We start from the raw sequence: 19,969 nt of genomic DNA on the forward strand, positions 1-19,969 counted from the left end.
GGGGGCTGAGGATGGCGACGATGCGGGAGGCGGCGCCGGCCAAGGTCAACCTGTACCTGCATGTCACCGGCCGGCGGGCGGATGGCTACCACCTGCTGGACAGCCTGGTGGTCTTCGGCGCGGCGGCCGATGCGCTGGAGGCCGCGCCGGCCGCGGGGCTGAGCCTGGCGCTCGACGGCCCCTTCGCGGCGGGGCTGCAGGCGGAGCCGGACAACCTGGTGCTGCGCGCCGCCCGGGCGCTGGCGGCGGAGGCGGGCATCCCGGCCGCCGCGGCGCTGCGGCTGGGCAAGCATCTGCCGGTGGCCTCGGGCATCGGCGGCGGCTCGGCCGATGCCGCGGCGGCGCTGCGGCTGCTCGACCGGCTCTGGGGGCTGGGCACGCCGGCGGCGCGGCTGGCGGCGATCGGGGAGCGGCTGGGGGCGGATGTGCCGGTCTGCCTCGCCTCCCGCCCGCGGCGGATGCAGGGGGTGGGGGAGGTGCTGCTGCCGGCCCCTGCCCTGCCCGGTTGCGGGCTGCTGCTGGTCAATCCGGGCCTGGCGCTGTCCACGCCGGAGGTGTTCCGGGCGCGGGGCCCCGGCTTCACCCCGGCGGCGCGGCTGCCGGCGGGCTGGGCCGATGCCGCGGCCATGGCGCGGGACCTCGGCGCCCTGCGGAACGACCTGGAGGCGCCGGCGATCGCCTGCTGCCCGCCGGTGGCCACGGTGCTGGCGGCGCTGCGGGGGCTGCCCGGCTGCCTGCTGGGGCGGATGAGCGGCAGCGGAGCCACCTGCTTCGGGCTTTTCGCCACCCCGGCCGAGGCGGCGGTGGCGGCGGCGGGGCTGCCGCCGGCGTGGTGGCGCTCGGCGGGCGGGTTGTTCGGGGCGGAATGACGGCGGGGCTTACGAGGGGGCTTTACGAAGGGGGGGCCGGGTCCTATCCAGGCGCCGCTGCTGGGGCGTAGCCAAGCGGTAAGGCAGCGGTTTTTGGTACCGCCATTCCCAGGTTCGAATCCTGGCGCCCCAACCAGGCCTGTTGCTGCGATGAGGCGGGAAGCGCCAGGCCGGTCCGCGCAGTCGTTGCCGTTCGATGGGACATCACGCGGCATGGACGTGCCTGGGGCCGATACCTGCAAACGCACATCATGCCGCCGCATCGCCGGGACGGGGCCGCGATGACCCGGCTGAGGCACCGCCTGCTGGGTCTTGGCCTCCGGTCCTGGCGTTTCGCCTGGTCGCTGCTGCCGGCCTCCGGCGGGGCGCTGCGCATCCGGCTGGCGGCCCGGGCCCGGCGGATCTTCGGCAAGGGTCCCCCGCCAGGGGCCGATCCCCGCGACCCGCAGGCTGTCCGGCTTTGGCTGCAGGCCCATGCGACGCCTTCGCCGCGGGACCGGGCGGCGATCGCCGCGCATATCGCCGCCCTGGCCGATCCGCCGCTGCTGTCGCTGCGGCTCGATGCCCGCGGGGCGACGCCGTCGCAACTCGCCACGACGCTTGGCTCGGTGCTGGCGCAAGGCTACTGGCATTGGGAGCTGCGGGTGCTCGGCGGCGTATCCGGGGTGGAGGATCGCCGCATCGGCGATGTCGCCGGGGCCGGCGACCCGGCTTGGGAAGCCCCCGCCGGCGACTGGGTCGTGCCGCTCTGGGCCGGCGACCGGCTGATGGAGACCGCCCTGTACCGCCTGGCCGCCGCCGCGGCGGCGGACCCGGAGCTGGCGATCATCTACGGCGACGAGATCCGGCCGGAGCCCGGCCAGCCGGGCGCGCATCCCTGGTTCAAGCCCGGTTTCGACCGCGACCGGCTGCTCGGGACCGATCTGTTCGGGCATGCCGTCGCATTCCGGCCGGGCGTGCTCGGGGCGGATGCCACGGCGCCGGGCGGCTGGTACGGCCGCGGCCTGCGCGCTGCCCTGGGCCTCGATGCGGCGCGCATCCGCCATCTGCCGGCGCTGCTCTGCGAGCGGCCGCCGGACGCGCCCCGGCCCGATGCCGCCGCGGAGGCCGATGCCGTGGCGGCGGCCCTGGCCGCCCGGGGCATCGCCGCGGAGGTCAGGATGCTCCCTCCGGCGGAGGCCGGCTGGCGGCGGGTGGTCTGGCCGCAGCCCAAGGTGCCGCCGCTGGTTTCGGTGATCGTTCCGACCCGGGACCGGGCGGCGCTGGTCGCCGTCTGCGCCGAGGGCGTCCTGCAACGCACCGATTATCCCGACCTGGAATTCCTGCTGGTGGACAACGGCAGCACCGAAGCCGCCACCCATGCGCTGTTCGACCGGCTGCGCGCGGACCCGCGGGTGCGGATCCTGGCGGAGCCCGGCGCCTTCAACTACGCCGCGCTCAACAATGCCGCCGCGGCGACGGCGCGCGGCGACATCCTGCTGCTGCTGAACAACGACATCGAGGTGATGGCCGGCGACTGGCTGCGCGAATTGGTGTCGCATGCGGTGCGGCCGGATGTCGGGGCGGTCGGTGCCAAGCTGCTCTATGCCGACGGCACCCTGCAGCACGGCGGGGTCGTGACCGGCGCCGGCGGGGTCGCGGGCCACTACCGCCTGGGCGTTCCGCGTGGCGATGCCGGCCATCACGGCAGCCTCGCTATGGTGCGCGAGGTGGCGGCGGTGACCGCGGCCTGCATGGCGCTGCGGCGTGAAACCTTCGCATCCGTGGGCGGCTTCGACGCGGCCCATCTGGCGGTCGCCTTCAACGACGTCGATCTCTGCCTGCGCATCCGCGAGGCCGGCGGGCGCATCCTGTGGACGCCTTTCGCCGAGCTTTACCACCTGGAATCCGCGTCGCGCGGGGAGGATGTGACGGCGGAGAAGGCGCGGCGCTTCGCCGGCGAGGTCGCCTACATGCAGCGGCGCTGGGGCCGGACGCTCCTGCAGGATCCTTTCTACAACAGCAACCTGGAGCTGGATGGGCTTGCCGATGCGCTGGCGGCGTCGCCCCGGCACATGCCGCCCTGGCACATGCAGCCCTGGCAACCGTTCCGGAAGAACCGTTTCATTCCGGGGCCTCGGTGAGGTGTTGCCCATGGGCCGCGCCCGGCATGGGCCCGGCCGGCAGGCTCGGGGGCGGCGCCACTTGTGTTGGCATATGCAGCCAAGATTGTTAAAGACACCGCCCGGGTTGCAATAGGGTTACGTAGCATGCCGCGCGCGCTTATTTCGGGTGTTACCGGTCAGGACGGGGCATACCTATCGAAATTGCTGCTGGAAAAAGGCTACGAAGTATACGGCCTGCTGCGCCGATCTTCTTCAAGTGACGTCGTGGATGAGCGTCTGCGGTGGCTCGGTATTGTCGGCCAGGTCCGTATGATGGACGGCAACTTGATAGACCTGTCGTCCTTGATTCGAATCCTGAACGAGGTCAAGCCGGACGAGGTCTACAACCTCGGCGCCCAGTCCTTCGTCAAGACGTCCTGGAACCAGCCCCTGCTGACCGGCCAGGTCACCGCGCTCGGCGCCAACAACCTGCTGGAGGCGGTGCGCCTGGTGGCGCCCGGGGCGCGCTTCTACCAGGCCTCCTCGTCCGAGATGTACGGGCTGATCCAGGAACCGGTGCAGAGCGAGAGGACGCCCTTCTACCCGCGCTCGCCCTATGCGGTGGCCAAGCTCTACGCGCATTGGATGACGGTCAATTACCGCGAGAGTTTCGGCCTGCACGCCTCGAGCGGCATCCTCTTCAACCATGAGAGCCCGCTGCGGGGCATCGAATTCGTCACCCGCAAGGTCACCGACGGCGTTGCCCGCATCAAGCTCGGCACGGCCAGCGAATTGCCCATGGGCAACATGGACGCCAAGCGCGACTGGGGCCATGCGCGGGACTATGTCCAGGCCATGTGGCTGATGCTGCAGCAGGACAAGGCCGACGACTACGTGGTGGCGACCGGCCGCACCGTGACCGTGCGCGACATGGTGCGCATCGCCTTCGAGCATGTCGGCCTGAACCACGAGGATTTCGTGAAGACGGATCCGGCCTTCCTGCGGCCCGCCGAGGTGGATGTCCTGCTGGGCGATGCCTCCAAGGCGAAGGCGAAGCTCGGCTGGGCGGCGACGACGACGCTCGAGGACATGATCCGGGAAATGGTCGATGCCGACCTGGCGCGCCATCGCGCCCGGGCGCGTTGATACGGTGAGGCCCGACACGGTCCGCCTGCCATGACATCGCCTGCGCGCATCCTGGTCACCGGCGCCGGCGGTTTCGTCGGGCAGACCCTGCTGCCCCTGCTGCGCGCCGGCTTTCCCGATGCGGTGCTGATCGGGGCCGGCCGTGGCGCCGGGGATGGGGGCGGGGATGCCGTCCCTGGCACGGATGCGCATCTGCAGCTGGACCTGCTGGCGCCGGAGGGCTTCGCGGAGGCGATCGCCGCGGCGCGGCCGGATGCGGTCCTGCACCTGGCGGCACAGGCCGATGTCGCCGCTTCCTTCCGGCAGCCGACAGAGACCTGGCGGGCCAACCTGCTCGGCACGGTCGCCCTGGGCGAGGCGGTGCTGCGCGCCGCGCCGGAGGCCGCCTTCCTCTTCGTCTCCTCGGCCGAGGTCTATGGGCTGAGCTTCCGGGCCGGGCAGCCGCTCACCGAGGATGCCGCCTTCCTGCCGGCCAATCCCTATGCCGCCAGCAAGGCCGCGGCCGATCTGGCGATCGGCGAGATGGCCCTGCGCGGGCTGCGGGCGGTGCGGCTGCGGCCCTTCACCCATACCGGGCCGGGGCAGACGCTGAACTACGTCGTGGCGGCCTTCGCCCATCAGGTGGCGCGGATCGAGGCAGGGCTGCAGCCGCCGGTGGTGCGCACCGGCGCGCTGGACCGCTGGCGGGACTTCCTCGACGTGCGGGATGTCTGCGCCGCCTATGTGCTGGCCCTCGGCATGGCCGACCGCCTGGCGCCGGGCCTGGCCATCAATCTCTGCAGCGGGCAGCCCCGCCGGGTCGGCGATATCCTGGCCGAATTGCTGGCCCTGGCGGGCCTCGAGGCCCGGCTGGAGGAGGAGGCGGCGCGGCTGCGGCCCACCGATGTGCCGCGGGTGCAGGGCGATCCGTCGCGGGCGCGGGACATCCTGGGCTGGGCGCCGGCGATCCCCTGGCAGGATACGCTGCGCGCCGTGCTGGATGATTGGCGCCGCCGGGTCGCCGCCGGGGAATAGATCTTGCAGCCGTCAGGCTCGCCGCCCGCCGTCCCCCCCTTTGGTCCGCCTGCAAGCCACACCCCCTTGCCCCGCTCCCTGGCCTTGCCCCTGAACGGAATGCCTTGATGCCCAAGCCTCAGTTCCTCAAGCCGCAAATCCTGCGCGATCTGGTCGAGATCGACCGTGCCGATGGCTGGTGGGAGGCCACGGGGCCGGCAGCGGCGTTCCGGCTGCTGCCCGGCGTGGAGGGGTTGCCGAAGGGCTGGCTGCGCCTGACCATTCCGGCGCAGGGGCCGCGCAATGCCTCCGTCGTGCCGGGCCTGAAGGTCGATACCGGCTCGGGGTTCCAGCCGCTGCGCGTCGTCCTGCCGCGCCGGCTCGGCGATGGGTCCTGGACCCTCATGGTCCATCTGCCGCCCAATGCCGTCGCCCTGTCGATGAGCCCGCCGGTGGCGCAGGGTCCCTTCCGCCTGGGCATGGTGCAGGCCCGGCCGACCAACCGGCCCCTGGTCGGTGCCCGGCTGGCCCTTTCGCTCGGCCAGCGCTGGCTGCAGGAGCCGCAGCAGTTCCGGGAATCGGCCGGCAGCCTGCAGGCGGCCTGGCGCAGCAGGGGGCGGGCCGGACTGCGCCAGGCGCTCGGCCAGGCCATGCTGGGAAGCGGCCCGGTCACCGCCGCCCCGGTCATCTCGATCACCGACCGCTACCAGCAATGGATCGCCGAGCATGAGGCGGCGGTGCCGCTGGCCCCGTCCGAGCCGGGCCGGATCACGGTGCTGATCCCGGTCGCATCGGCCGAGGCGGCCGGGCCGCCCGACCCGGCACAGCCGGCCGAATCAGCGCTGGCGGCGACGCTGGCGAGCCTGCAGGCCCAGCCGGGGCTGCACTGGGATTGCCGGATCGGCTTCGCGCCGGGCACCGAGACGGCGCTGGCCGGGCTGGAGCCGCTGCTGACGCCGCAGATCACGCGCCAGGCGCTGGAGACCGCCGAACGGGGTGCCATGCTGGCCGCCCTCGCCGCCGGCGCCGGGGGTGCGTTGCTGCTGGTGCTCGACCCGGGCGACCAGCTGACGCCGGAGGCCCTGGCCACGCTCGCCTCGGTGCCGGAGGCCGATGTCGTCCATGGCGACGAGGACCGCATCGCGCCTTCCGGCCGCCGCAGCGCGCCCGGCCTCAAGCCCGAATGGTCGCCCGAGCTGCTGGAGGCCTTCAACTACTTCGGCCGACCGACCGCCCTGCGGCGTGAGGCCGTCGAGGCGACCGGCGGCTTCACGCCGGGGCTGGGGGCCGGGGCGGAATGGGACCTGCACCTCCGCCTCACCGCGGCGGCGGCCCGCGTCGCCCGCATCGCCCGCATCCTCTGCCACCGGCCGGCCGGCACGCCGGGCGACCGGCCGGCGGCGGACGGGCCCGCCGCGGCGGAGCTGCGCGCGGTGCTGGCCGCGCATTGGCAGCGCCAGGGCATCGCCGCCACGGTGACGACCCAGCCCGACGGCACCCAGCGCGCGACCTGGCCGATCGCCGCGCCGCCGCTGGTCTCGGTCGTGATCCCGAACAAGGACCAGCCGGTGCTGCTGGAGCAGTGCCTGCGCGGACTGCTGGAGGAGACGCGGTACCCGGCCATCGAGATCATCGTGGTCGACAGCGGCTCCAGCGATCCGGCGACGCTGGCCCTCTATGCCCGGCTCGAGGCGGCGGGGGCGATCCGCGTCGTGCCCTTCCTGCGGCCCTTCAACTACTCCGCCGCCTGCAATGCCGGGGCCGCGGTGGCGCGCGGCGCGCTGCTGCTGTTCCTCAACAACGACATCGCCGTCACCCGGCCCGATTGGCTCGAGGAGCTGGTGCGCTATGCGCTGCGGCCGGGGGTCGGCGTGGTCGGCACCATGCTGGTCTATCCCGATGGGCAGCTGCAGCATGCCGGGGTCGTCATCGGCATGCATCTCTGCGGCCTGCTGTTCCGCCTGGCGCCGGAGGCCGACTGGGGCCCGATCGGCTCCCCCATGGTGCCGCGCACCGTCTCCGCGATCATGGGCGCCTGCCAGATGGTCCGGCGCGAGGTCTTCGCCCAGGCCGGCGGCTTCGACGAGACCCTGGTCATGGCCAACAGCGACGTGGCGCTCTGCCTCGCGGCCCGGGCGGGCGGCTGGCGCACTGCCTATACGCCCTTCGCCAGGCTCATTCATCACGAGGGTGCCAGCCGGGGGCATCGCAACCCGGTCGAGGACCTGACCCGGACCGCCTATGACATCCGGCGCTTCGGCTATCACGCGGATCCCTACTTCCACCCGGCGCTGGATGCCGACAGCAACATCCCGCGCCTGCGGGTGGCCGGAGAGCTCGGCAATGCCGCGGCCCTGGTGCGCGAGCTGCGCATCCACAGCGCCGGGATGGCGAGCCCGATGCCGCTCGACCTCGCCAACGATGCCGAGGTGGCCGAAGCGGTCGGCCTGCCGGCCTCGGCGCTGTTCTGGCCGCCCGTGCTGCCCGAGGCGATCGGCGACCGGGCGGCCGCGGCGCGCTGGTGCCTGACCCTGCTGCGGCGGCGGCAGGATCTGCGGCAGCGCTTTCCCGATGCGCTGTCCGCCGGTGCCGAGGGCGCCTTCGCCCGCTGGCTGGGCCGCGAGGGCGGGGCGCGGTTCGGCCTGTCCGCCGAGGCCGTCGCCCTGGTCCTGGAGGCGCTCGGCGCCGGGCTTTCGGCGCGGGCCCGGCAGGCGGTGCTGGTGCAGGGCGGCCTGGCCGGGGACCTCGTGCTGGCCTTCCTGCCGCCGGGCCGCGCCAGCCTGCTGGGCTTCCTGCTGCGGCGGGATGGCCTGCCCCTGGCGCTCGAGGAGATCTGGTGGCTGGCGCTGGAGTGCGCCGAGGATCCTGCCCGGGAATTGCTGCTGAGCTACCGGTTCAACCCGGGCTGGCAGGGGCTGTTCCCGGATGGCCTCACCGTCTTCGGCCAGGACCGCATGGCCGCCTGGTTCCGCGCGACCTACCGCAGCGAGGGCGGCTGGACCGACCCGGCGCAATGGCCGGTGACGCTGACGCCGGCCGAGCAGATCCGGCTCGGCTGGAACAGCCGGCTGCATTGGCAGCAGCAGCACCCCGATCCCTTCGCCAGCCCGGCCGCGGCGCAGGCGCTGCTCGGCTGGCTCGCCGGCCCGGCGGCGGGGCTGACGGAGGCGGAGTGGGCCTGGCTCGCGGCCCAGGCACAGGCCCCGCTGGCCGAGGCCCTGGCGGTGCCCGGCCTGACCGTCATCGGCCATCTCTGCTACCCGTCCGGGCTGCGGACCTCCACGCTTTCCGTGGTGCAGGGGCTGCGCGAGGTGGGCCACGAGGTGGCGCTGCGCAACGTGCCGGTGGATACCGACCACGACCTGCCGCAGCATGCCGCCTTCGCGGGCTTCGAGCTGCACGACACGACCCTGCTGCATATCCAGCCCGAGCCCTTCTTCGGCCAGGCCTTCGCCAGGTCCGGGCTGCAGCCGCGGCGCAAGCGCACCCACCGGATCGGCTACTGGTACTGGGAACTCGATTCCGTCCCCGCCGCCTGGGCCGGCGCGGTCGAGCAGACGGACGAGCTCTGGACCGCCACGCGCTTCGTCGGCGATGCCTTGCGGTCGCGCTTCGACGTCCCGGTCTTCGAGTTCATGCCGGGGGTGGAGCTGCCGGCCTTCACCCGGCGCAGCACGGCGCAGTTCGGCATCCCGCCGGGGCAATTCACCTTCCTCTTCGCCTTCCACATGATGAGCATCATGGAGCGGAAGAATCCGCTCGGGCTGATCCGCGCCTTCCGCCAGGCCTTCGCGGCGACCGAGCCGGTCATGCTGATCCTGAAGACCTCCTTCGGGGAGAAGCATCCGGCGCTGATCGCCGAGCTGCATGCGGCGGCGGCGGAGGCGGGCGGCAAGATCATGATCATCGACCGCGTCTTCACCATGGACGAGACCATCTCGCTGATGGATGCCTGCGACAGCTACATCTCCCTGCATCGCAGCGAGGGGCTCGGCCTGACCATGGCCGAGGCGATGCTGCTGGCGAAGCCGGTGATCGGCACGCGGTATTCCGGCAACCTCGACTTCATGAACGACGACAACAGCCTGCTGGTCGACCACTCGCTGATCGAGATCAGCAAGCCCACGCCGCCCTACGACGTCGGCACCCGCTGGGCCAATCCGTCGGAGGCGCATGCGGCGCAGCTGATGCGGCGGGTCTGGGAGAACCGGGACTTCGCCGCGGCGCTGGGTGCGCGGGCGCAGGCGGATCTGCGGGCGACGCTGTCGATGGAGGCGGCGGGGCGCCGCATGGCGGAGCGGCTGGAGGCGATCCGCGGGTTGCGGGCAAGCCGGGCTGGAAACACCGCATCCTCACCGATGCCAAGGGCCTCCCGCTCGCGCTTCGGCTGACCGGCGCCGACCTGCATGCCGGCAGGATGCCGGAGGCGGTGGTCGATGCCGTGCCGCCGATCCGGCAGTCCTGGGGGCAGTCGCCGCAAGCGACCAGCAAGCTGCACGCCGACGCGGCTTACGATCACCGCCGCTGCCGCCGGGCCCTGACCCGCCGCCAACTCCAGCCCGGCATCGGGAGCGGCGCCGGACGGGCCGGCATCGGGGGGTCGCCGCGCGCATCCTGGTCCTGGTCGGGCGGTCCCGGCGGTCGGCAGCCGCGACGAGCGGCGTGCCGCCATCGTCGCCTGGCGTTTCGTCCGACGCTGGTTCTGTCAGGCGCTTCTGGCCTGCCCACTTAAAAACCCAAGTTTAAGCTAGAGTCGAAACAAACCGATATGTGAGGCAAGCAACTGAAAGCTGACGGTACTGTGACAACACATCAACCAAGGGTCGCTATATTTTAGCACAACAATAACTCATTGGTGAAATCCATGCCGCTGATCTTGGGAACGGACGCATCGGACACGCTCATCGGCACGGGCGCCGATGACACAATCATCGGCGCTGCCGGCAGCGACGTCATCGACGGCGCCGGCGGTTTCAACATCGCGGCCTATTACACGTCGCCATTCGGGATCAGGGCGCGGCTCTTCGCCAGTGTCGTCGACAACGACGGCTTTGGTGCGCAAGATGCGTTGATCAATATCTCTGGAATCGCCGGCACCGGGCATGACGACGTCATCTACGGCAGCGATCTCGGCAATTACATCCAGGGATTCAACGGCGCAGACACGGTCTATGGGCTTGGCGGCGACGATCTCATCCGGGTTTCCGAAGGCAATGACTACGTCGATGGTGGCGAGGGGACCGACCGCATCTTCTTCCTGGGTAATCGCTCGGACTATACCATCAGCGTGATTCCGAACGGCTTCCAGATCACGGACAATGTTCCGGATCGCGATGGCACGGATACGGTCCTGAACTTCGAGCTGTTCCAGTTCACCAATACGCAGCTCACCCTTGCCGAATTGACGGACCCGAATGCCCCCGGCGATGGGCTGCCTTACCCGCGCAGCCAACCCACGCCGGATACGCCCACGCCGGCCGAGCCTCAGTCATCTTCAGGCTTCGGGCCGATGGCGCTGCGCTCGGCCAGCTTCGGCGCCGGTGCCAGCGCCGGTGGCTGGGCGAGCGACGACCACTTCCCGCGCAAGCTTGCCGACGTCAACGGCGACGGCCATGCCGATATCGTCGGCTTCGGCGATGCCGGCGTCTACGTGTCGCTGGCGGACGGGTCGGGTGGCTTCGGGCCGATGGCGCTGCGCTCGGCCAGCTTCGGTGCCGGTGACAGCGCCGGTGGCTGGGCAAGCGACGACCGCTTCCCGCGCGAGTTGGCCGATGTGAACGGCGATGGTCGCGCCGACATCGTCGGCTTCGGCAATGCCGGCGTCTACGTGGCACTGGCCGACGAGTCGGGCGGCTTCGGGACCATGGCGCTGCGCTCGGCCAGCTTCGGTGCCGGTGACGGCGCCGGTGGCTGGGCGAGCGACGACCGCTTCCCGCGCGAGCTGGCCGACGTGAACGGTGATGGCCGTGCCGACATCGTCGGCTTCGGCGATGCCGGCGTCTACGTATCGCTGGCCGATGGGTCGGGCGGCTTCGGGCCGATGGCACTGCGCTCGGCCAGCTTCGGTGCCGGTGCCAGCGCCGGTGGCTGGGCGAGCGACGACCGCTTCCCGCGCGAGCTTGCCGACGTGAACGGCGACGGCCGTGCCGATATCGTCGGCTTCGGCGATGCCGGCGTCTATGTGTCGCTGGCCGATGGGTCGGGCGGCTTCGGGCCGATGGCGCTGCGCCTGGCCAGCTTCGGCGCCGGTGCCAGCGCGGGCGGCTGGGCAAGCGACGACCGCTTCCCGCGCGAGCTGGCCGACGTGAACGGCGATGGCCGTGCCGACATCGTCGGCTTCGGCGATGCCGGCGTCTATGTGTCGCTGGCGGACGGGTCGGGCGGCTTCGGGCCGATGGCGCTGCGCTCGTCCAGCTTCGGTGCTGGTGCCAGCGCCGGCGGCTGGGCGAGCGACGACCGCTTCCCGCGCGAGCTTGCCGATGTGAACGGCGACGGTCATTCCGACATCGTGGGCTTCGGCGATGCCGGCGTGTATGTGGCGCTGTCCGGCAACGTCTGGGCCTGACGGCAGGTCTAGTTCCGAATGTCGGAGGCGCTGAATGGAACTGGCCCGTAGCGCTGCGGGCCAGGCCGGCATGAGGGGATCGGCCCTGCCCTGATCCCGGGACGTGCATCTGGCCGTTCATGCTGAATCATGACCGCCGCCACCCTGACCCCAGGCAGAAGCGTAAGGTGAGGAAGCGGCGCGAGGACGACGCCAGCGCGGAAGCCTGGCGGCGTGGTTCTCCGACACGGCGATCGAGGGGTTGGTGCGCAGCACCGCGCACCACCCCGGACGACCATCCCTGATACCTCGCTTGGGCGACCCTGACGGCGCCGGCACTTCGGGTCCTGTTGCGTCTTGCCGGCGGCAGACGGAGGGATCGACCGGGCCCATCCTTCCCCTGGTCGGCTGGCCATGCCGGTCACACTGGCCCTTGCCGTCGCGCGGGAATGCTGGAGGTGCCACGGCCATAGCGGCGCAGGGACGGTGAAGGTCGCCTATCCGCTGATCGACAGTGCCGGCCTGGAGCTCCGCGACGCGGCGAATGTCTGCGCGAGAAGCATGGCACCAAGACGCGTCGGTCTTGACGGAGATTACACGACGGCGTGGATGCCGATGGGGGCTCCAAGTCGGCTCCTTGTTGACCAAGTTGCGGCACTGGTGGCCGCGTCCACTGCGGATGGCATGTACGACGAGGCAGGCGTTGCCGCCGCGGCCTCGAAGGACGTCGGATATCCCCGAACGCTGCGGACCGCCGCTGGTCACGCCATCAAACTCCAGCTGCGGCCGATCCAATGCAGGGTCCAAGCGAACCAATGCCCGGGCATCAGGCATTCCAGAAATTCATCCTAAAGTTATTAAAATCAAAATAGACAATGATAGTATGTCGCAATCACTTTAAAGTGTGTCGTTTTATAGATTGAACCGCCCGCCAATGCTTCTGGCGCCAGATGCGATATCCCGCACGCCCGGAGAAGTTGTATGTTAACCATCACCAACAATAATCCTGTTGATTACTATGGCAATCCCATTGTCACTGAAGGCGAAACCATTCAGTGGAAAATCGTTTCCTCGAATCCTGCCTTAGGCGAAACCGTTCAGATTGCTCCATCGTCGCCCAACATCAGCGGCGGGGCGCAACTCGTTAACTTCGCTCCAGGCACCAGCAATACGCAGTTCGTGTCGTTTTCGACCATCGACGACAAGATCTACGAGCCCTTCGAAACCTACAGCTTCGGATTCAGGCCCAGCAACGGCACGGCACTCAACACGACATTCGCCAGCGGAACGCTGCGCAACAATGACCGCCTGCCGGAGATCACCATCACCGCGCAGAAGGCCACGTTGCTGGAGAATGTCGCCGATCCCGCCTTCCATTTCGACGTCGTCCGGTCGGGCGAGGACCTCTCGATGGTGACGACCGTCGAGGTGAAATTCGCCCCGACGGGGATCACGCCCGTCAGCCAGGCGGACCTCGTCACGCCGCTCGGGTCGCAGTTCGTTCGGTTCGAAGTCGGCGAGACGCAGAAGACCCTGGATATGGTCTTCCGGAACGACACCGAGATCGAGGCGACCGAGACCCTGGAGGCGAGCATCGTCTCCGCCACCTCCACGTCCCCGACCCAGTACTGGTCCAGCCCGCAGTACAATCCGGTCACGAAGTATTCGGCAGCCGTTGCCATCCTGAACGACGACGGCATGGGTGGTCCGTCCCCTCTTCCTCCGTCGAACCCCCCGCCGATTGACGTCTACCGCTTCTACAACACGGTGACCCAGGCGCATTTCTTCACGCCGTCGGCGAGCGAGCGGGACATCATCCAAGGGACGCTGCCGGATTTCCGGTACGAAGGCGTCGGCTTCAAGGCCGTTGTCGAGCAGCCGAACGCCGATCCGATCTTCCGCTTCTACAATGCGGCAACCCAGACGCATTTCTTCACGCCCAGCGTGACGGAGCGGGACGCGGTGATCAATGGTGGCCTGCTGCGTTATGAAGGCGTCGGGTTCTACGGCTCCGACCACGATGGCGGCGGCATGACGGAGGTGTACCGCTTCTACAACATGAATACCGGGGTGCATTTCTACACGCCTTCGGTTCTGGAACGGAACACCATCCAGGACACCCTGCCGAACTTCCGCTACGAGGGCATCGGCTTCTATGTTCCCGACGCCTCGTCATACGACCTGATCGGCTGATCGCGGTCAGGGACTCTTTCGCCAGGGAATGGTGTTCCCGGACGTGATGCAGGAGGCCGCCACCCCATGGTGGCGGCCATCGTGGTGTTCACCGGTAGGGTCTGGTTGCGGGCTGCAAGAATAGGTTCAGAGGCGCCCTACTACCCGAGATGATCGGCTTCGCCGCCCATGGCGAACGCGGCGCCAGGCCGGTCGACCAACGCGACGGCTACCGCAAGCGACTGGCTCGACGCCGCCTGGGTAAGACTATGTGAGGTTGCCCAAGCGGTCGCTGTCGCTTTCGGCGGCAGCGGCCGCAGCCGGCGCGAGTGAATGGGCCACCCGGATACCGCCCCCATCGACCTGCCCGCCCTGGCAGCCCGACAAGACGCCCCGGCCTGCCTGGGAAGGTCGTTGCTGCACCACGATTCATCGCTGCCACATGGGCAAGCTATTCCGTAGCTCAGCTGGGCTTGAAGCCTTCCCAAAACCCAACATTATTGATAATGCCTTGAATCGCTGGGGATATGCAACCCCAACAGTTGGAAATTGGGCGTTGGACATCCATAGTTTATTAAAAGAGTAATGTAAATTCGATGGAAAACAATGTAATCAATAGTGAATTTCAGAATATTAGAAGAGAATTCCTGCCTCTATTTATGCCGGCGCTCTGGTGGACAGATTGGGACGCGAGGGGAGCCTGGGCCGACCAGATACCGTTCATCTTTTTTGTTTCGAGTTCCGCAAAGCCTCGCCTCACCGTCGTGATCGGAAAGGGAACCACGCCGGCCTTCCTGGCCGCCTGTCAGGCAATGCATCGGCTGGAGCGCGGAGGTCGGGTTGTTGGGATCTTGCCGGCAGCCGAATCCTTCCCCCCTCCGGACATCGCCGATCTGCTGACGTCCCGATACAGCGCATGTTCGCGTTTGCTGTCAGGCGACCTTGAAGCCCTGGAGGGTGCTGCCGGACCTGGGGAAGTGGGGTGCCTGATTCTCGGGGCCGATATCCTGCGCCAGATCGATGCGACCTCGATGGCGATGCTCCGGTCGCGCCTAGCGGCAGATGCCGTGGTGCTCAGCATGGGCTTTGCGGCAGGCACGGCCGCTGCGTCCTGCCGATCGCTGATGGACGAAGGCGTTTCATTCTCGTTCATGCATGGCGACGGATTGCAGGTGACGGTCGGGACGGGTGATCCGGATGCCGTGCTGCCGAGACTGCTCGATCAGGCAGGCAGCGATCCCGGGCTCGGTTTCGCAATCAGCCAGCTGTTCCACCGTCTGGGGCAGGGCCTTCGCAGCCATCAGCGTGCCCTTGATGCGCAGGCCACCACCGAGCGGCTTGAACTCGCCCTCAGCCAAGCCAGCGGAGAGCTCGATGTCGCGCTGGAAAGGCAGCGCGCCTGCGAGCGCGATAACCAGGCCAGCGCGTCGGAGCTGCAGCGCATCCAATCCGGGCAGCTGGCCACCGAAGCGTCGCTGAAGGTCGCGCAAACGACGTTGAGCACCACTGAAGCGGCGCTGCAGACGGCGCAGAACACGCTGCGGGCGGCCGAAAGATCGCTGCAGATCGCCGAAGAGCGACTCCATGCTGCTGAAGGCGTGCAGCGTGATGCCGATGCCGCTCGCGCGACTGCGGTCGAGGAAGCCCAGGCCTTCCACGGTCGGGCCATCGCGCTGAATGCCGAGCGCGATAACCTGCTTCGTGAGCTGGAGGCCATTCGCGCCTCGACCTCCTGGCGACTGACGGCGCCGCTTCGCAGCATGTTCGGCGGCAATCCCTCCGCCGCACGCTGGGCGCGACGGGGGATCAAGCTGGTCTGGTGGACCGTAACCCTCAGGCTCCCTTCCCGGTACCGCGCGTGGCGTGGGCAGGTTGCCGTTGCACCAAATCCGGCCCCGGCGCCGGTCGAGGTCCATGCGCCTCCTGCGCCGGTTGAGCCGCAACCGGTGGCGGTGGCGGTGGCCGCGCCCTCGATCTCTGAGGCTGTGGAAGCGCGTCTCAGTCACCTGGAACATCGGGCCCTGGTCATCGAATCGCTGGCCAAGGCGGAGCAGGCGAGGCTCGACTGGTCCCTGGGCGCGGTCGAAGGCTTCGCCGCCGCCATCGAGGACTATCACGCCATTCGCCGGACGAAGGCGTACCAGGCCGCCTTCGAGGCCGCGGACCCCCTCGTCTCGGTCTGCGTGGCAACCGTGAACCGCGCGGAGATGCTGGTGGACCGGGCGCTCGCGTCGCTGCAGGCGCAGACGCATCGCAACCTGCAGATCGTTGTCGTCGGCGACCACTGCACCGACGACACGGCGCGCCGCATTGCCGCCTTGGGGGACGACCGTATCGTCTTCGCCAACCTGCCCGAACGCGGCCCCTACCCGCCGCCGGGCATCGATCGCTGGCGGGTGGCCGGGTCGAATGCCATGAACCATGCCTTGTCGCTCTGCAAGGGCGACTTCGTCACCCACCTCGATGACGACGACCGCATGACCGCCGACAAGATCGCAACCATGGTGGCCGCGGCACGCGACAACCGCGCGGACTTCCTGTGGCATTCATTCTGGTACGAGCATCGCGACGGGCGCTGGGAAGCGCTCGGGAACGGGAAGCTTGAACTGGGCCAGGTCACGACCGGTTCCATCTTCTATCATGGCTACTTCGCGCGGTTCGGCTGGGACGTGCATGCCTACCGGCTCGGCGAACCCGGAGACTGGAACCGGCTGCGCAAGATCAAGATGCTGAGGCCTCGCCTGCACTACGTCGATCGCTCTCTGCTGTTCCATCATGTTGAGCAGGCTCAACCGATTTTCACGTCGCAAGACGGCGAACGCTTCCTGGACTGATGACATGATCACCATTCACATGACGACGCATAAGCGGTTGGCGGCCGGTCTTCTGGACCAGGCGGTCAGCTCCGTGCTGACGCAGGACTTTCAGGATTTCGAATTCATCGTCTGCGACGACGCCAGCACGGATGGCACCGCGGCCTATCTCGATGCGGTCGCCGCGACCGACAAGCGCCTCAAGGTCTTCCGCAATTCGCGGAACGTGAACAGCGTTGCCATCTCCCTGGGCCGCTGCATGACCGCCTCCGACCCCGGGCGGCGCTGGATCAGCTGGATGTTCGACGATTGCATCCTGCTGCCGGGAGCCCTGCGCAGGCTCGCCACGGCCGTCGCGGGCAAGGATCTCGGCATGATCTACGGCATCACCGAGGTCCGGCAGCCCGATGGCTCCGCCTTCCGCGTCGGCGACCTGAGCCCCGACGAGGTCCGGACGCGGATCGCCGCGTCGTCGGTGCTCGTGCCCAATGGCGGCATCCTCATCGATCGGACGGTTTTCGACCGCATCGGCTGGTACGACCCGAGCATCGTGCTGCGGCGATCCTGCGACTGGGATCTTTTCCGCCGCATCATCGATGCCGGTACCACCTTCGAGGTTCTGCCCGACGTCCTGATGGAGGAGCATGGCGCCCTGCAGACGGACTCGCTGCGGAATGCCTTCACCACGACCTTCGATCTCATGGCCCGCTTCATCGCCGCCCGCGACGCATCGGGTCTGCGCATCAGCCTGGCCAATACCGCCTCGATGCCGATCGACTGGATCCCGCCTGCCGCCTGGACGCCGCAGGACCTCGGGCTGATGCAATTCATGTTCGTCGAGTATTTCCTGTCCGTCGGCGATCTGCCGCGTGCCTTCCGCTGGGCCCGCAGCCTTGAGGCGCATTTGCCCGGCGGCAACCTCCTGCGGCAGAACCTGCTCCGCAGCGTTTCCGAAGGCGGCAACAACGGCGCCATGGCAGCGGGAGCCTATGCAGGGATCATGCTGGGCGCCTACCGGCAACACCGCGAGCGGCTAGGAGAAGCCTGAGTGACACAGCACGATCGCCCTGACGCCCCTCCGGTATCGATCGGGCCCGCCTATGCCGTGACGCCCCGCCACCTCAAGGCCGACTTCCGCATCCTGCCGCCGGGCGCCGACGGCCCCGATTTCGATGGCATCGCGGAAGCGTCCTCGGGCTGCGTCCTGTGCGAGGGACTGGAGTCCTGGTCCGAAGGCGGCCTCGCCGAAGCCCTTGCCGGCTTCTGGCGGATGCTGAGGCCGGGCGGGCTGCTGCGGGTCGTGACCCCCGACCTGGACGCGGTGATCCACGCCTACCTCTATGCGGCGCCGGATGCCGAAGCCGCATCAAGCGCGGTGCGGTTCAACGCCTGGCGCCATGCCGTGAGGGATCGCTTCATCTTCAACGAGGAGGCGCTGCGGCTGGCGCTGTCCCGGGCCGGCTTCGTCGACCCCATGCGCTTCGTCGCCGGTTCCGGCAGCGAGCGCCTGTTCTGGGACCTGGAACCGGCGGATGCTGCCCTGCTGGTTCTCGAAGTCCGCAAACCGAAGAAGGTGGTCTGATCGTGCGCATTCCCTTTCTGCGACCGAATCCGGCGCGCCTGAGCAAGCTGCTGCCAGGGCTCGAGGCCATCGAGGCGAGCGGCACCTTCACGAATTACGGGCCGGTCAACAGCCGCTTCGAGGCGGAGGCGACCGCCAAGTTCTTCGGCGGCCGCGGTGGCTGCCTGACGGTCAACAATGCGACCATCGGGCTCATGCTGGCCCTGCGGGAGGCCGCTGGCGAGGCGCCCAGGGGCGCGACCCGCTACGCCCTCATGCCGTCCTTCACCTTCGCCGCCACCGCCCATGCGGCGATCTGGGCGGGCCTGACCCCCTTGCTCTGCGACATAGACCCCGACCGATGGACACCCTGCGCCCGATCGGAGGATGCCCTGCTCGAGCGCTATGCCGGGCAGATCGCCGTGGTGATGCCCTATGCCACCTTCGGCAACGGCCTGGACCTCGACCGTTATGCCGCGCTGGCCCGGCGCCATGGCGTGGGCATCGTCGTCGATGCCGCCGCCTCGCTGGGCTCGATCGACGACAGCAGTCAGGGCTTCGGGACCGGCTTCCCGCACGCCATCGTCTATTCCATGCATGCCACCAAGACCTTCGCCACGGCGGAGGGCGGCCTGATCTATTGCGACGATACAGAGCGCCTGGCGCGGCTGCGCACGATGGGCAATTTCGGCTTCGGCGAGCCGCGTACGGCCACGATGCCCGGCCTGAACTCGAAACTCAGCGAGGCCGGTGCATTGCTGGCGCTCGCCAAGCTGGAAGGCTTCGAGCAGATCGTCGCGCATCGCGCCGCCCTGGCCGATGCCTATCGGCACGGCCTGCCGGGATGCAGGTTCCAGCAGGTCGTGGGCCGGCAGATCGCCTATCAGTTCATGCCGGTGAGCATGCCGGCGGACCACCCGGGACCGCGCGCGGCCTTGCTGGCCAGCCTCGCCGCGGCCGGCGTCGCGGCGGGGCACTACTTCAGCCCGCATCTGGCGGAGCAGCCCTATTTCCAGCGCGTCTCGGAAATTGCCGAACTCCCGGTGACGGAGAGGGTGGCATCGCGGATCCTCTCGCTGCCATTGGCGGATTCGATGACCGTCGCGGAGGTCGAGATGGTCTGCGCCGCCGTCAGGGCCGCATGAGCAGCGATTTCCTGGATCCGGCGAGCCTCGCCGCCATCGGGTTCGGGGCGCTCGGCGAGGGTGTCCGCATCAGCCGGAATGCGGTGCTGCTGGCGCCGCACCGGATGCGGATCGGCGACAACGTGCGGATCGATGCCTTCTGCGTCCTCTCCGCCGGGGAAGCCGGCCTGACGATCGGGCGCAACGTGCATGTCTCGGCGATGACGACGATCCTGGGTCATGGTCTGGTGGAGATCGGGGACTTCGCCACGATCTCGGTCCGCTGCGCGCTCTTCAGCTCGACCGACGACTACAGCGGCGCCTCGATGACCAATCCGACGATCCCCGCGGAGTACCGCCGGTCGACGGATGGACCCGTGCGGATCGGGGCCCATGCGATCCTCGGCAGCGGTTGCGTCGTCCTGCCCGAGGTCCGGATAGGCGAAAGCGCGGCTGTCGGCGCCCTCAGCCTCGTCAAATCCGACGTGCCGGCGTTCAAGATCGCCGTCGGGACGCCGGCGCGCATCGTCGGCGACCGTTTGACCGAGCACCGGCAGATGGCGGAGCGGCTGCTCGAGCAGGAAGCCGCTGCGCGGCAACCGAAGGCCTGAGGCTGACGCCTCGGGAGCGGGTGGCGCAGCGCCGGTTCGCGGCGCTGCGCCG

The 19,969-nt window shown here is 69.1% G+C and carries 12 protein-coding genes, 1 tRNA gene and 1 pseudogene; all 14 read left to right on the top strand.

Annotation, left to right across the window (positions count from 1 at the left end):
- Positions 1-11: 11 nt before the first annotated feature.
- The 14 genes and pseudogenes from AC0IW9_RS14035 to AC0IW9_RS14100 all read left to right on the top strand — a co-directional run bounded on the left by AC0IW9_RS14035 (position 12) and on the right by AC0IW9_RS14100 (position 19,917).
- Positions 12-869 (top strand): 4-(cytidine 5'-diphospho)-2-C-methyl-D-erythritol kinase, encoded by an 858-nt coding sequence (locus AC0IW9_RS14035; RefSeq protein ID WP_471648887.1) that lies wholly within the window; start codon positions 12-14, stop codon positions 867-869.
- A gap of 61 nt (positions 870-930) precedes the next feature.
- A tRNA-Gln gene (locus AC0IW9_RS14040) sits at positions 931-1,005 on the top strand.
- Positions 1,006-1,120: 115 nt separating this feature from the next.
- Positions 1,121-2,992 carry a glycosyltransferase gene (locus AC0IW9_RS14045; protein WP_471648888.1) on the top strand — a complete coding sequence of 624 codons (1,872 nt, stop codon included), beginning with the start codon at positions 1,121-1,123 and terminating at the stop codon, positions 2,990-2,992.
- Between the two features lie 126 nt (positions 2,993-3,118).
- Positions 3,119-4,099 carry a GDP-mannose 4,6-dehydratase gene (gene gmd, locus AC0IW9_RS14050; protein WP_471648990.1) on the top strand — a complete coding sequence of 327 codons (981 nt, stop codon included), beginning with the start codon at positions 3,119-3,121 and terminating at the stop codon, positions 4,097-4,099.
- Positions 4,100-4,129: 30 nt separating this feature from the next.
- A complete protein-coding gene (locus AC0IW9_RS14055; protein WP_471648889.1) occupies positions 4,130-5,113 on the top strand; it encodes a GDP-mannose 4,6-dehydratase in 984 nt (327 codons plus the stop codon).
- 980 nt (positions 5,114-6,093) lie between these two features.
- Entirely contained in the window at positions 6,094-9,483 is a 3,390-nt protein-coding gene (locus tag AC0IW9_RS14060) for a glycosyltransferase (RefSeq protein WP_471648991.1), read from the top strand.
- Positions 9,384-9,843 (top strand): annotated as a pseudogene (locus AC0IW9_RS14065) (IS5/IS1182 family transposase); the annotation flags it as partial. The gene AC0IW9_RS14060 and the pseudogene AC0IW9_RS14065, both read left to right, overlap by 100 nt.
- A gap of 113 nt (positions 9,844-9,956) precedes the next feature.
- On the top strand, positions 9,957-11,657 hold the full coding sequence (locus tag AC0IW9_RS14070) for an FG-GAP-like repeat-containing protein (protein ID WP_471648890.1): 1,701 nt from the start codon (positions 9,957-9,959) through the stop codon (positions 11,655-11,657).
- A 960-nt stretch (positions 11,658-12,617) separates the two neighbouring features.
- Entirely contained in the window at positions 12,618-13,829 is a 1,212-nt protein-coding gene (locus AC0IW9_RS14075; RefSeq protein ID WP_471648891.1) for a hypothetical protein, read from the top strand.
- Positions 13,830-14,404: 575 nt separating this feature from the next.
- On the top strand, positions 14,405-16,642 hold the full coding sequence (locus AC0IW9_RS14080; protein ID WP_471648892.1) for a glycosyltransferase family 2 protein: 2,238 nt from the start codon (positions 14,405-14,407) through the stop codon (positions 16,640-16,642).
- 19 nt (positions 16,643-16,661) lie between these two features.
- Positions 16,662-17,669: a glycosyltransferase family 2 protein gene (locus tag AC0IW9_RS14085; RefSeq protein WP_471648893.1), complete on the top strand. Its 1,008-nt coding sequence runs from the start codon at positions 16,662-16,664 to the stop codon at positions 17,667-17,669.
- Positions 17,670-18,203: a hypothetical protein gene (locus tag AC0IW9_RS14090; RefSeq protein WP_471648894.1), complete on the top strand. Its 534-nt coding sequence runs from the start codon at positions 17,670-17,672 to the stop codon at positions 18,201-18,203.
- Between the two features lie 2 nt (positions 18,204-18,205).
- A complete protein-coding gene (locus AC0IW9_RS14095) occupies positions 18,206-19,327 on the top strand; it encodes a DegT/DnrJ/EryC1/StrS family aminotransferase (protein WP_471648895.1) in 1,122 nt (373 codons plus the stop codon).
- Entirely contained in the window at positions 19,324-19,917 is a 594-nt protein-coding gene (locus tag AC0IW9_RS14100; RefSeq protein ID WP_471648896.1) for an acyltransferase, read from the top strand. Before AC0IW9_RS14095 ends, AC0IW9_RS14100 begins: the two co-directional genes overlap by 4 nt.
- Positions 19,918-19,969: the final 52 nt, after the last annotated feature.

This window comes from Belnapia sp. AC561 (assembly GCF_979252845.1).